At 72.4% G+C, this 13,331-nt stretch carries 10 protein-coding genes; 2 read left to right on the top strand and 8 right to left on the bottom strand.

From position 1 onward, the window contains the following. Window positions 1–94: 94 nt before the first annotated feature. Complete coding sequence (locus ACFYO8_RS13340) at window positions 95–1,516, top strand: hypothetical protein (RefSeq protein ID WP_355014969.1); 1,422 nt, start codon at window positions 95–97, stop codon at window positions 1,514–1,516. 38 nt (window positions 1,517–1,554) lie between these two features. On the opposite strand, the gene ACFYO8_RS13335 is transcribed toward ACFYO8_RS13340, so the two are convergent. Beyond that, window positions 1,555–3,033, bottom strand: a complete 1,479-nt coding sequence (locus tag ACFYO8_RS13335; RefSeq protein WP_354866347.1) for a glutamate--cysteine ligase — start codon at window positions 3,031–3,033, stop codon at window positions 1,555–1,557. A gap of 255 nt (window positions 3,034–3,288) precedes the next feature. After that, window positions 3,289–3,870: a YceI family protein gene (locus ACFYO8_RS13330; protein ID WP_354866349.1), complete on the bottom strand. Its 582-nt coding sequence runs from the start codon at window positions 3,868–3,870 to the stop codon at window positions 3,289–3,291. A gap of 101 nt (window positions 3,871–3,971) precedes the next feature. Between ACFYO8_RS13330 and ACFYO8_RS13325 the strand changes: the two genes are divergently transcribed. After that, window positions 3,972–4,463 carry a MarR family transcriptional regulator gene (locus ACFYO8_RS13325; protein WP_354866351.1) on the top strand — a complete coding sequence of 164 codons (492 nt, stop codon included), beginning with the start codon at window positions 3,972–3,974 and terminating at the stop codon, window positions 4,461–4,463. A gap of 247 nt (window positions 4,464–4,710) precedes the next feature. Here ACFYO8_RS13325 and ACFYO8_RS13320 read toward each other — a convergent pair whose 3' ends face one another. From ACFYO8_RS13320 to ACFYO8_RS13295, 6 genes are all read right to left on the bottom strand, one after another. Continuing rightward, window positions 4,711–7,245, bottom strand: a complete 2,535-nt coding sequence (locus tag ACFYO8_RS13320; RefSeq protein WP_354866353.1) for a helix-turn-helix domain-containing protein — start codon at window positions 7,243–7,245, stop codon at window positions 4,711–4,713. Between the two features lie 101 nt (window positions 7,246–7,346). Beyond that, window positions 7,347–8,495, bottom strand: coding sequence for an acyl-CoA dehydrogenase family protein (locus tag ACFYO8_RS13315; protein WP_354866354.1), 1,149 nt, complete (start codon window positions 8,493–8,495; stop codon window positions 7,347–7,349). A gap of 66 nt (window positions 8,496–8,561) precedes the next feature. After that, on the bottom strand, window positions 8,562–10,094 hold the full coding sequence (locus ACFYO8_RS13310) for an acyl-CoA carboxylase subunit beta (RefSeq protein WP_354866356.1): 1,533 nt from the start codon (window positions 10,092–10,094) through the stop codon (window positions 8,562–8,564). A gap of 216 nt (window positions 10,095–10,310) precedes the next feature. Beyond that, window positions 10,311–11,231 (bottom strand): hydroxymethylglutaryl-CoA lyase, encoded by a 921-nt coding sequence (locus ACFYO8_RS13305; protein ID WP_355014967.1) that lies wholly within the window; start codon window positions 11,229–11,231, stop codon window positions 10,311–10,313. 41 nt (window positions 11,232–11,272) lie between these two features. After that, complete coding sequence (locus tag ACFYO8_RS13300) at window positions 11,273–12,637, bottom strand: biotin carboxylase N-terminal domain-containing protein (RefSeq protein ID WP_354866772.1); 1,365 nt, start codon at window positions 12,635–12,637, stop codon at window positions 11,273–11,275. Window positions 12,638–12,714: 77 nt separating this feature from the next. Next, on the bottom strand, window positions 12,715–13,329 hold the full coding sequence (locus ACFYO8_RS13295; RefSeq protein ID WP_354866360.1) for a helix-turn-helix domain-containing protein: 615 nt from the start codon (window positions 13,327–13,329) through the stop codon (window positions 12,715–12,717). Between the last annotated feature and the right edge of the window lie 2 nt (window positions 13,330–13,331).

Genomic DNA, 13,331 nt, shown 5'->3' with positions numbered 1-13,331 from the left:
CCCGATCATCGACGACCGTATCCCTTGCCGCCAAGCGGTCACGGCCCGTCGCTACGACTCGCCGCGCCGACCTCGGGACGTTACGCTCCCCGGCATGGTCAGACGGGGCTGGGGAGGATCGACAGCCGCCGCGCTCGGCGTCGCCGCCGGCGCGGGCGCCGCGCAACTCGGGTTCGGGTACGGGCTGGGCATCATCGACTGGTCGCCGGCCGGCGCGGTACGGGACGAGGCGGCCTGGGTGGCGAGCCTCGCCTGGGCGACCTGGATCGCGGCGACCTCGGTCGTCGTCGGTGCGGTCTGCGCCCAGCGCCTGCGCGGTCACGACGAGGAGCCGCAGGCCGCGCCGCCCCGGCTCGGGCTGGCGCTCGCCGCGGGTGTCGGCGCGCTCGTCACCGTACTGCTGGTGGCGGTTCCGGCGCGGGCGGCCCGGGTGCCGGACGTCTCCTCGCCGCAGGCCGTCGCCGCCGCGTACGCGGGTGCCGGGCTGGTGCTCGGCGTGCTGCTGGCCGTCTGGGCGCTGCACACCCGTGCCGCCGCCACCAACCTGATCGCCACCACCGGCTGGCTCTGGCTGCTCGCCGTGGTGTCGGTGGTGGACGGTGTGGTGGCCGGCCGTGGCCTGACCACCGCCCAGCTCGGCATCTGGCAGATCAGCGCGGACCGTGGCGTGTTCTGGATCCGCGACTACTTCTACTGGCCCGGCGCGCTGCTGTCGGTGCTCTCCGCTCTGGTGATCGGCCTGGTGGCGGCGCGGCGAGCCGCTCGCGCACCGGAGATCCGGGTCGGCGCGGCGGCCTCCGGGGCGGCCGGACCGCTGCTCGTCGCGCTGGCGTACCTGCTTGCCGTACCGCGTCTGGCCGGGATCGCCGCGGAGCAGTTGTCGGCCCATCTGATCGCCCCGTACGCGGTGATCGCGGGCGTCGGCGGCTCGATGGTGATGGCCGCGCTGGCCCAGCGCGGCGATCGCCGTAGCGCCGAGCGGACGGCTGCGCCCCGCCGGCGCACCGGTGAGCCGGATCCGATCGGCGCGGAGGCCGAGCCGGTCACCGCGGACCCGGCCGAGCCGGGCACGCCGCCGTCGGACGCCTCGACGTCCGACACGTCGCAGTCGAACGCGGCAGCGTCGACCGTGGCCGGCGCGGCAGCGTCGGGCCGGTCGAGCACGTCGGCGTCCGCCCTGTCCGGCACGTCGGTGTCGGGCCGGTCGGCGTCGGATCTCGTGGATGCGGCAGTGGAGGACGCACCGGGCACGGCACCCGGCCGGCCAGAGGCGAATCGTGGACGTGCCACCCGGTCCACCACCGGGCGTCGCAGCCGGGCCGTGCCCGCGCAGCGGCAGCCCGAGGCATCCGCGGAGGTCGTGCCGGCCGGTCCGAGCGCCGAGGGGCCGGACCCGCAGAGTACGGCCGCAGCGCCCCAGGACGACTCCTCGTCCCCGACCACGCCGTCCCCGACCACGCCGTCAGGCCAGACCGATCCGCCGGCCACCGAGAGCACCCGCCGTCGAGGCCGCTGAAGCGACACCCGCGGGGCGGGTGGGGCGGGGCGACAGGGTCAGTCGACCGGCCAGGTGTGGACGGGCTCGTTGCCGCGCTGGAGTTCGGCGTACCGCTTGACCATGTGGTGCAGCGCGGCCTCCCGATCCAGGCCCCGGTGCCGCTCGGCCGTCCACACCGTCTCGGTCTGCCAGACCGCGCCGTTACGGCCGGTACGGCAGCGGCCCTCGATCACACCGAGCAGGCGGTCCCGCTCGGCGGGCGCGACGCCGAACCGGTCCAGCCCTTGCTCGGCCACCGGGAGCAGCGTGTCCAGGACGAGCTTGGTGACCGGCACGTCGCCGAGCCGGGGCCAGTGCAGGACCGCCTCGATGCCGCGCCGGGCGGCGGCGTGGAAGTTCTCCTCCGCCGAGCTGAACGTCAGCTGGCTCCAGATCGGACGATCGGACTCGGCGAGGCCCCGGGCCAGCCCGAAGTAGAACGCCGCGTTGGCGAGCATGTCGACCACTGTCGGTCCGGCGGGCAGCACCCGGTTCTCCACCCGCAGGTGCGGGCGGTCGTTCATGATGTCGTACACCGGACGGTTCCAGCGGTAGACGGTGCCGTTGTGCAGTCGCAGCTCGCCGAGCTGTGGCACGCCACCGGCGTGCAGCACCTCGACCGGGTCCTCCTCCTCGCAGATGGGCAGCAGCGGGGGGAAGTAGCGGACGTTCTCCTCGAACAGGTCGAAGATCGAGGTGATCCAGCGTTCGCCGAACCACACCCGGGGGCGTACGCCCTGAGCCTTCAGCTCGTCCGGGCGAGTGTCGGTGGCCTGCTGGAACAGCGCGATCCGGGTTTCCGCCCAGAGCTGCCGGCCGTAGAGGAACGGCGAGTTGGCGCCGACGGCGACCTGCACGCCGGCGATGGCCTGGGACGCGTTCCAGTAGTCGGCGAAGCTGTCCGGCGCGACCTGGAGATGGAACTGGAGGCTGGTGCAGGCGGCCTCCGGCGCGATCGAGTCGGTGTGCGTACGCAGCCGCTCCACGCCGTTGATGTCCAGCTCGATGTCCTCGCCCCGGGCCCCGACGATCTGGTCGTTGAGGACGCGGTACCGCTCGTTCGTGGAGAGGTTGTCGGCGACCAGGTGGCGCTCGGTGAGCGTGGGGAGGATGCCGACCATCATGATCGTCGCGTCGGACTTGGCGGCCCGCTCGTCGGCGCGGCTGAGGCTGCTGCGCAGGTCCTGCTCGTAGTCGGCGAAGCCGCCGCCCTCGATCAGCCGGGGCGAGGCGTTCAGTTCGAGGTTGAACTGTCCCAGCTCGGTCTGGAAGAGCGGGTCGGCGATGTCGGCCAGGATCTGGTCGTTGCGCATGGCCGGTTCAGCGGCGGCGTCGATCAGGTTCAGCTCGATCTCCAGCCCGGTCATCGGGCGGTCGGCGTCGAAGCCGAAGTCGTCGAGCATCAGCGCGAAGACGTCCAGGCACCGCCGCACCTTCTGCCGGTAGCGGACCCGATCCTCGCGGGAGAAGGCGCCCTGCTCGACGTCTCTGCCCATGTGTCCTCCCGGCGCCGGTGCGACGGAACCGTACCCGTTCCGCAACGCATTGTGAACCATTCGCGTGATGGGCGTAAGTGCGCCCGTGCCGTCGTCCTGCTGGGCGGGCGACAGGTCTGCACCTGTACCCCGTCACCGCCGTCACCAGCACATCCGTGCGGAGAACGTCACATGACGATTCGCACCGCCGGGGCGTACACGGGAAGGGCCCGCACCGTCGGCGGACGGTGCGGGCCCCACGGGCCGGTGCCGGGCTCAGCCCTGGCGGATGGCCTCACCCTCGATCTCGATCTTGATCTTGCGGCCGACCAGGACGCCGCCGGTCTCCAGCGCCACGTTCCAGGTCAGGCCGAAGTCCTCCCGGTCGATCTCGGTGGAGGCGGAGAAGCCGAAGATGTCCTGCCCGAACGGGCTGCGGCCCACGCCCTCGAACTCCACCTCCAGCTCGACCTGGCGGGTCACGCCCTTGATGGTCAGCTCGCCGGCGAGCACGAACTCGTTGCCCTCGCGGGACTTCACAGCGGTGCTGCGGAACTCCAGCGTCGGGAACTGCTCGGCGTCGAGGAACTCCGGGCTGCGCAGGTGCGCGTCACGATCCGCCTGGGCGGTGTTGATGCTGGCCGCCTGGATGCTGGCGGTGACCGAGGACTGCATCGGGTCGTCGGCGACGGTGATGGTGGCGGTGGCGTCCGCGAACTCACCGCGTACCTTGCTGACCATCATGTGCCGCGCGACGAAGCCGACGCGCTTGTGCGCGGCGTCCAGCACGTAGGTGCCGGGGGTGGGGATGGTGAGACCCTCCCAGTCGCGGGTAGTCGCCTCGGTGCTGCTGGTCATGATGCTCTCCTCCGGAGAAGAATGTCTAGGTGCCCAACGACTGACTAAGCAACTATAGTTTAGACAATATTCCCCGTGTCAAGTGTTGCTAGGATGGTGGCGTGGACCAGAACGTGTTCGACGACCCCCGGATCACTGCCGTCGGCCTGCTCGTCGAGGCGCACGCCGGGCTCGCCGCCCGGTTCGCCGCCCAATTCGAGGAGCACGGCCTCTCTCCGGTCGAGTTCGAGGTGCTGACCCGACTCGCCCGCTCACCCAACAACCAGTTGCGGATGACCGACCTGGCCGCACAGACCTCGCTCTCCACCAGCGGTGTCACCCGCGTGGTGGACCGGATGGAACGGGACGGGCTGATCCGCCGGCGTGCCTGCCCGTCCGACCGGCGCAGTTCCTTCGCGGTGGTGACCGCCGCGGGACTTGGCCGGCTGGACGCCGTGCTTCCCGGCCATCTGCGGATCATCGAGCAGTGGTTCACCAGCCAGCTCGATCCGGCGCAGCTCGCCGGGCTGCTGGACGGGCTGCGCCGGGTACGCGACGCGGTCCATCCGGGCGCTACCGCCGGCAGCACCGACCTGGCCGAGGACGTCGCCTGACGGCCTGCGACGGCTACCCGCCGGTCACCGGCAGAATGACCGGCAGAATCGGCCAAGCGGTCAGACAAATCAGCATAAGTAATCGCGAATCGATCGTCCGACCTCGGTAGTCTTCCCGAGCGCGGGGGGCACCGGGGGGTGCTGGCGCGAGCGTTGAGCGAGGGGCAGCACCAGGGGGCTACTTCGCTCGTGCCACCCCCGCGCCCTCCACCGCCCCGCGCCCGGGCCGTCGCAACGCTGACAGCGCTCATCGCGCCCGACGACCCATCAGGGAGAACAGCAATTCCTCCTCCTGCGGCAGCAGGCTGACGCCGGTGACCCGCCGCGCCGCGTCCAACCGGTCCAGCACACCAGGGTCGGCGGTGCTGACCGCCAGCCCCACGAGCGCCTCGACCAGATCCCGCCGGTCGGCGACGCCCTCGGCCGCGTCAGCCGCCGCGGCGAACCACTCCGCCGCCAGATCCCGATCCCCCCGGCGCAACGCCACATGCCCCTCGATCAAACCGCGCAGCGCGTCCCCGGTGCGGGCGTCCCCGGCCGAGCCTGGCGCGTCGAGCATCTCCACCGCCGGTGGCCGACGACGGTCCGGCACCGCCCCCGACGGCCACAGCTCGGCCACGGTGGCCAGCGCCTCGTCCACGCGCCCGGCGTGGGCCAGGGCCAACCCGACCGCGCCGATCGTCCGGCGCCGCCGCCCGGGATCGCCCAGCTCCGTGAGCGCGGACGCCACCCGGCGCCCCTGCTCGACCGCCTCCGCGTACCGGCCCTCCAGGCGGGTCAGCTCGGCCTGATCGGCCCGCGCCAGCACACGCAGGCGCTGGTCACCGCACTGCGCCGCCAGCCGGTCCACGGTGGCCAGCCGCCGCCGGGCACCGGCCAGCTTCGCTTCGCGTACGTCGTGCCAGGTGAGGTGCGACTGGGCCACGGCCATCTCGCGTACCCGGTGCTGCCGGGTGGCCGCCGCCAGCGCGGCCTCGGCCTGCGCGCGGGCCTCGTCGTGCGCGCCGAGCCCGGGCAGGAGCGCGCAGAGCACGGACCGGGCGGACAGCTCGCCGGTCACGTCGCCCGCCTCGGTGAAGATGACCAGGGCAGCCCGGGCCGCGGGCAGTTCCTCCGCGCCCGCGCCGTGCTCGACGGCCAGCCGGGCCGCGCCGATCATGGCCCAGGCCCGCAGCGTGGGCCGGGCGCCTGCGGTACGCGGATCGGCGAGCAGCCCGCGCAGCCGGTGCCGGCCGGAGACGTCCCGCCCACGCAGCCGCCACCATCGCGGCAGTGAGGCGGCGAGAAGGAGAGCCGTCTCCGGCGCGTGCTCGGCGGCGTACGCCAGCGCGGCGGTGATGTCGCTCGTCACCTCGTCGAGCACGTGCACCGCGCCGGCCATCCGCGGGCCCACCAGCCCTGGCGCGGTGCGGTTGACCAGACCGGCGATCACCGAGGCGTGGCGCGACCGGACGCGGTGGGTCTCGCCCTCGACGTCGGCCTGCTCGGCGGCGAAGTCACGCACGGCGTCCAGCAGGCGGAACCGGAACCGGCCGGTGCCGCGGACGCTCAGCAGGCCCAGCTCGCGCAGCCGGTCCAGCATCGGCGCGGCGTCCCACCGCCGGCCGCCGTCGGCGAGCAGTTCCTCGGCCAGCTCGACCGACCAGCGGTTACGGAACGCGGACAGCCACCGCAGCGCCGTCCGGTCGGCGGACGCGAGCGAGTGATAGCTGGTCGCCACCGCGTCGCGCAGCGTCACCGTGCCGGCGGACGGGTCGGCGGGCTCCCAGCCGGGGCGTACGCCGGTCAGGTCCAGGACGCGGTCGCCGTAGCGGTCGAGCAGTTCGACGACGTCGAGGATGCGTCCCCGTGCCGCCATCAGCTCGATGGCCAGCGGCAGTCCGCCGAGCCGGCGCACGAGCGCGGCGAGCGCCGGCAGCTCGGCCGCTGTGGGTGGTTCCGGGCGGACCTGGGCGAGCCGGGCGGCGAACAGCGCTGCTGCCGGCCAGCGGTCCAGGTCGGCGGCGTACGCGGGTTCGACGCCGGCCGGTGGCACGTCGAGCGGCGCGACCGGCCGGACCAGCTCGCCGGGCAGGCCGGCCGGGCGGCGGCCGGTCACCAGCACCCGCAGCGTCGGCGCGGCGGCGGTCAGCGCACGCAGTGCCCCAGCCACCGCGTCCGGCGCCCGGTCCACGGCGTCGACGACCAGCAACGCCCGCCGGTCGCCGATCCTGCAGGCGAGGTCGGCCAGCCGGTTCACGCCGAACATCGAGGTCGACGCGGCGAGCACGTCGGCGGTGTCCGAGCCCTCGCCCACGAGCACCCCGGCCACGCCCGCCGGATGCCGGGCCGCCACCACGTGCGCGACCGAGACGGCCAGCGCGGTCTTGCCCACCCCGGCGAGCCCCACCAGGCTCACCACGGGGTACGCGTCGAGCAGGCCGGACACCTCCGCCACGTCCCGCTCGCGGCCCAGCAGCGGTACGGGCTGGGGCAGCGCGACCGGCGGATCGTCGGTGGCACCCGTGGCGGGCGGGCGGAGTGCCGCGGGCCGGGCGGTGTCCACGAACTCCCGCCGCCGCTCAGCGGTCAGACCGAGCGCGTCGGCCAGCAGGTCGACGGTGGTGCGCTGGGGCCGGGTGGCGCGTCCCCGTTCCAGGTCGCGGACCGTCCGTACGCCCACGCCGGCCCGGTCCGCCAGCTCGGCCTGGGTCAGGCCGACGGCGAGCCGGTGCCCGCGTAACAGTTCGGACAGACCGGCGCGACCGCCCGGGCCCCGCGCACGGTCATGATCCGGAGTCATGGCCACGAAGAGTACGGATGGAGTCCGACGCTCCACAGCCCATCGTCAACCACCCGACCGTCCACCGCCGTTATCCGACAGGACGAGGACGCGGGTGAATGTCACATACCGAGGTCGCGCGCGATGATCATGCGCTGCACCTCGCTGGTGCCCTCACCGATCTCCAGAATCTTGGAGTCACGCCAGAAGCGGGCGACCGGGTACTCGTTCATGAAGCCGTACCCGCCGTGGATCTGCGTCGCCTCGCGGGCGTTGTCCACCGCGACGGTGCTGGCGTGCAGCTTGGCGATGGCCGCCTGACGTTTGAACGGCTCACCGGCGAGCATCCGGGCCGCCGCGTCGTAGTAGGCCAGCCGTGCGGTGTGGGCCTTCATCTCCATGTCCGCGATCTTGAACTGGATGGCCTGGTAGTTGCCGATCGGCTGACCGAACGCCTGGCGCTCCTTCGCGTACTTGATCGACTCGTCGACGCAGCCCTGGGCCAGGCCGACGGCGAGCGCCGCGATGGCGATCCGTCCCTCGTCCAGGATGCGCAGGAACTGGGCGAAGCCCCGGCCACGCTCGCCGAGCAGGTTGGCCGCCGGCACCCGGCAGTCGTCGAACGTCAGCTCGTGCGTGTCCGAGGCGGTCCAGCCGACCTTCGAGTAGCCGGGCGCGACGGTGAAGCCGGGCGTGCCGGACGGCACGATGATCGTGGACAGCTCCTTGCCGCCGTCCGGCCGCGTACCGGTGACGGCGGTGACGGTGACCAGCGCGGTGATGTCGGTGCCGGAGTTGGTGATGAAGGCCTTCGAGCCGTTGATCACCCACTCGTCGCCGTCCAGGACCGCGCGCGTCCGGGTGCCGCCCGCGTCCGACCCGGTGCCCGGCTCGGTGAGCCCGAACGCGGCCAGCGCCTCACCGCTGAGCAGCTTCGGCAGCCACCGCTCCTTCTGCTCCTCGGTGCCGAACCGGTAGATCGGCATCGCGCCGAGCGACACCGCCGCCTCCAGCGTGATCGCCACGCTGGAATCCACCCGGGCCAGCTCCTCCAGCGCGAGACACAGCGCGAAGTAGTCGCCGCCCATGCCGCCGTGCTCCTCCGCGAAGGGCAGACCGAACAGGCCCATCTTCCCCATCTGACGGACGATCTCGTACGGGAAGGTGTGCCGCTCGTAGTGCTCGGCGATGGTGGGCGCGACCACGTCGCGGGCGAACTCCCGCACGCTGGAGCGCAGCGCCTCCTGTTCGTCGCTGAGCCGGAAGTCCATCTGATCCTCCTGGTGGGACGGCGGTGCGGACGGGCCGGGCGCTCGTGACGCCGGTGCGTGGGTCGGTCAGACCGGGGTGACGCCGTGCCGGCGCCGGGAGAAGTGCCGCTCCTTGCCGCGCGCGGCGGCGAACCGGCGTACCAGCTCGACGCGCAGCTCGTGCGGCTCGACGATCGCGTCCACCACCAGCTCACTGGCGAGGCGGACCACGTCGATGTCGCGCTCGTACTCCTCGCGCTTCGCGGCCACGAACGCGGCCCGCTCGGCCTCGTCCTCGATGGCGGCGATCTTGTTGGCGTAGACCGCGTTGACGGCGGCCTCCGCGCCCATCACCGCGATCTTCGCGGTGGGCAGCGCGATCGTGGCGTCCGGCTCGAAGCCGGGGCCGGCCATCGCGTACAGACCCGCGCCGTACGCCTTGCGGACCACCACACAGATCTTGGGTACGGTCGCCTCGGAGATCGCCGTGATCATCTTCGCGCCGTGGCGGATGATGCCCTGCTTCTCCACCGCGCTGCCGACCATGAACCCGGGCACGTCGCTGAGGAACAGCAGCGGCACGTTGAACGCGTCGCAGAGCTGCACGAACCGGGTCGCCTTGTCGGCCGAGTCGACGAAGAGCACGCCGCCCTTGAACATCGAGTTGTTGCCGATCACGCCGACGACCTCGCCGTTCAGCCGGCCGAACCCGATGGTCAACTCCTTGGCCCAGAGCGCCTGGATCTCGAAGAAGCTGCCCTCGTCGAGCAGCCCTTTGACGTACCGGCGCATGTCGAACGCCTGCCGCTCGCTGGCCGGGACCAGCGCGGCCAGGTCGGCCTTCTCCGGCGCGGCCACCGCCTCGGCGGCCGGCGGGTCCTGCTTCCAGTTCGACGGCAGGTACGACAGGTAGGTCCGCACCACGTCGAGCGCGTCGTTCTCGGTCTTGCAGAGGAAGTGACCCACGCCGGACTCGGCGCAGTGCACCTTCGCGCCGCCCATCGCCTCCAGCGTGGTCTTCTCGCCGGTGACCATCTCGACCATCCGGTCGGAGCCGAGGTACATGCTGGCGTTGCCGTCCACCATGGCCACCACGTCGCAGAACGCCGGGATGTACGCCCCACCCGCCGCGCTCGGGCCGAACAGCGCGCAGACCTGCGGGATCGAGCCGGAGGCGCGGACCTGGTTCCAGAAGATCTTGCCGGCGCCGCGCCGCCCCGGGAACAGGTCGACCTGGTCGGTGATCCGGGCGCCGGCCGAGTCGACCAGGTAGACCATCGGGACGCCGGTCGCGTACGCCCGCTCGATGATCCGGATGATCTTCTCGACGGTACGCGCGCCCCAGCTTCCGGCCTTGACCGTGGAGTCGTTGGCCATCAGGCAGACCGGGCGCCCGTCGATGGTGGCGGTGCCGGTGACCACGCCGTCGGCGGGCAGCCCGTCGGCCATGGCGTTGGCGTAGAGCCCGTCCTCGACGAAGGAGCCCTCGTCGACCAGGTAGGCCACGCGCTCACGGGCGAACAGCTTGCCCTTCGCGGCGTTGGCCGCGTGGTACTTGTCCGCGCCGCCGGCGCGGGCGCGCTTGCGTAGCTGCTCCAGAGCCTCACCATCGAGCGTCACGCCGACTCCCGTTGCCACCGCCCGCGCAGGGCGCCACCGACCTGAACGATCGTTAGGCTACCCCAACGCCGCCCCTCCCGGCGACCCGCTGGCCCCCGCCCACTCCACCCACTCATCCACTCCCGTGGTCAAGGAGTTCGTGTCCTCCGGGCACCCGAACGAGGACACAAACTTCTTGATCAACGGGGTGGGGAGGGGCGAGGGCGGCGGGGAGGGTCAGGTCGGAAGGGGAGTCAGGCGGGTGCGAGGGCCGGCTCGGAGGACTCCGGACGGGAGCTTCTTGCCCACCAGGGTTTCCGCCAGTTCGGCGGCCTCGATCAGGGCATCCAGGTCGATGCCGGTGTCGATGCCCATGTCGTGCAGCATGTGCACCGCCTCCTCGGTGGCCAGGTTGCCGCTGGCTCCCGGGGCGTACGGGCAGCCGCCCAGACCGCCGACGCTGGCGTCGAACTCGGTGACGCCCAGCTCCATAGCGGTGAGCATGTTCGCCAGGGCGGTGCCCCGGGTGTTGTGGAAGTGCAGCAGCACCGGCAGGTGGGCGTTACGGTCCCGGACCGCCGTGACCAGTTCGCGGACCCGCCGCGGCGTACCCATGCCGGTGGTGTCGCCGAAGGCGACGCGGTCCGCGCCGTCGCGGGCGACGCGATCGACGATCGCGGCGACCCGGCGGGGGTCGACGTCACCCTCGTAGGGGCAGCCGAAGCTGGTCGCCACGATCACCTCGGCGGTGGCGCCCGCGCCGTGCAGCAGGTCGATCAGCTCGGCGATGTCGTCGAGCGACTCGTCCGTGGAACGGTTGACGTTGCGGCGGTTGTGCGTGTCGCTGGCCGAGACCACCACCTCGATCTCGGTGAAGCCGGCCGCCAGCGCCCGCTGCGCGCCCCGGGTGTTCGGCACCAGCGCGGAGTAGCGCACCCCGTCGACCTTCTCCGCCCGCTGCCACACCTCGTCGGCGTCGGCCATCTGCGGGATCGCCTTCGGGTGGACGAAGGAGACGGCCTCGATGCGCCGGACCCCGGTACGGGACAGCGCGTCGAGCAGCCGCACCTTGGCGTCGGTGGGGATGGGCTCCTCGTTCTGGAGGCCGTCGCGGGGACCGACCTCACGGATGCTCACGGATTCCGGACGTTGCGCCATCAGGTTCACCTCACTTGGTTCAAGCGTGACACCGGGTGGCGTCAGCGCATCCGGGAGACGATGCCGGTGTCGTAGTCGCCGGAGAGGAACTCCTGGTTCTCCAGCAGCTCGGCGAAGAACGGCAGGTTGCACTTCGGGCCGGCGATCTCGAACTGGGCGACCGCCGCCCGCGCCCGCTCGACCGCCTCCTCGCGGGTCGCGCCGCTGACGATCAGCTTGGCCATCAGGCTGTCGTAGAACGGCGTGACGGTGTTGCCGGCGACGTAGCCGGAGTCGACACGCACACCGGCGCCGGTCGGCTCGTTCCAGGTGGAGATCGTGCCCGGACCGGGCAGGAAACGCTTCGGGTCCTCGGCGTTGATCCGCAGCTCGATGGCGTGACCGCGCGGGGTGAGCGCGTCCGGGTCGAACGTCGGTGCCAGGCCGGACGCCACCCGCAGCTGCTCCTCGACCAGGTCGACGCCGTAGACGTACTCGGTGACCGGGTGCTCGACCTGCAGCCGCGTGTTCATCTCCAGGAAGAAGAACTCTTCGACGAGGGAGCTGTCGCCCTTGAAATCCCGCTCACGCGGGACCAGCAAACACTCGACGGTCCCCGCGTTGCGGTAACCCACCGCCTCGCCCGCCCGTACCGCCGCGGCCAGGAACCGCTCGCGCAGCTCCGGCGAGACCGCCGGGGACGGCGACTCCTCGACCAGCTTCTGGTTACGCCGCTGCACCGAGCACTCCCGCTCGCCGAGCGCCACCACCCGGCCGTCGGCCAGGCCGAGGATCTGCACCTCGACGTGGCGCACCCGGGGGAAGTACCGCTCGATGAGCACCGACCCGTCGCCGAACATCCGCTCGGCGAACGCGCGGACCTTGTCGTACTCGGTGCGCAGCGCCGTCTCGTCGGCCGCCACGCCCATGCCCATGCCGCCGCCACCAGCGGCGGCCTTGACCATCACCGGGTAGCCGATCTCCGCGGCGGCCACCGCCGCGGCCAGGTCGGTCGCCGGTTCGGTGGTGCCGGGCGCGACCGGGACACCGGCCGCCGCCATCAGGTTCCGGGCATTGATCTTGTCGCCCATCGCGCTGATCGCGTCCGCGCCGGGCCCGACCCAGATCAGGCCGGCCCCTTCGACGGTACGGGCGAAGTCCGCGTTCTCGGACAGGAAGCCGTAGCCGGGGTGGATCGCCTGCGCGCCGGTGCTACGGGCGGCGTCGAGGATCGCCTCCACGTTGCGGTAGCTCTGCGCCGGGTTGGCCGGGCCGACACAGACCGCCTCGTCGGCCTCGGTCACGAACGGCAGGCCGGCGTCGGCCTCCGAGTGGACAGCGATCGTCCGGATCCCGAGCCGCCTGCCGGTACGAATGATCCGCCGCGCGATCTCCCCCCGATTCGCGACCAACAACGATTCGATCATCTTCTGCACGGACATGACCCCTTCTCGACGCAAAGCCGGGGTCTCTTCTTAACACGCGTTAAGGTGCGCGCGGCGTGTCAGGCCGGATCGGTGGGCGCGAGCAGGGCCGCGAGGGTCGCGCCGCGCAGCAGTTCGGCACGGCGCCGGCGGTCCACCTCCCCGCCGAGGAACGGGGTCGAGTTCATCAGGCCGAACGCCGCGTGGGCGAGCACCCGGGCCGCGCCGTCGGGCAGGCCGGGGTGCAGCGCGGTCAGCACGGTGACCCATTCCTCGACGTACATCCGCTGGAGCCGGCGGATCCGGCGGCGCGGCTCGTCCGGGAGGCGGTCCAGCTCGTGCAGGTGCAACGCGATCACCGCCGGATGGGCCAGCGCGAAGTCGACATGGAAATCGATCAACGACTCCAACGCGGCACGCGGATCGCCCGGATGGGCGGCGGCCCGTTCCCGCCCGCCCGCGAGCAACCCCTCGCTCACCGGGATCAGCGCGGCGGCGAGCATCGCCTCCTTGCCGGCGAAGTGGTGGTAGAGCGCCGGCCCGGTGACCCCGGCCGCCGCGCCGATGTCGTCCATCGACACACCGTGGTAGCCGCGCGCCGCGAAGAGGCCGACCGCGATCTCCAGGATCTCGTCCCGCCGGGACCGCCGCCGGGCCGCACCCGCCGCCCCCCGTGCCTGCTGTTCCACCGCCACCG

It is taken from the genome of Micromonospora sp. NPDC005257, assembly GCF_042872445.1.
In the GTDB taxonomy this organism is placed as follows: Bacteria; Actinomycetota; Actinomycetes; order Mycobacteriales; family Micromonosporaceae; genus Micromonospora.
The sequence above is the reverse complement of the archived record's forward strand: the minus strand, read 5'-3'. Positions and strand labels throughout refer to the sequence as shown.

Bases quoted from the DNA above. Each gene is read 5' to 3' on its own strand.
- ACFYO8_RS13320 (WP_354866353.1), bottom strand. From the start codon at position 7,245: ATGACTCCGGATCATGACCGTGCGCGGGGCCCGGGCGGTCGCGCCGGT.
- ACFYO8_RS13330 (WP_354866349.1), bottom strand. From the start codon at position 3,870: ATGACCAGCAGCACCGAGGCGACTACCCGCGACTGGGAGGGTCTCACC.
- ACFYO8_RS13315 (WP_354866354.1), bottom strand. From the start codon at position 8,495: ATGGACTTCCGGCTCAGCGACGAACAGGAGGCGCTGCGCTCCAGCGTG.
- ACFYO8_RS13300 (WP_354866772.1), bottom strand. From the start codon at position 12,637: ATGATCGAATCGTTGTTGGTCGCGAATCGGGGGGAGATCGCGCGGCGG.
- ACFYO8_RS13305 (WP_355014967.1), bottom strand. From the start codon at position 11,231: ATGGCGCAACGTCCGGAATCCGTGAGCATCCGTGAGGTCGGTCCCCGC.
- ACFYO8_RS13340 (WP_355014969.1), top strand. From the start codon at position 95: ATGGTCAGACGGGGCTGGGGAGGATCGACAGCCGCCGCGCTCGGCGTC.
- ACFYO8_RS13335 (WP_354866347.1), bottom strand. From the start codon at position 3,033: ATGGGCAGAGACGTCGAGCAGGGCGCCTTCTCCCGCGAGGATCGGGTC.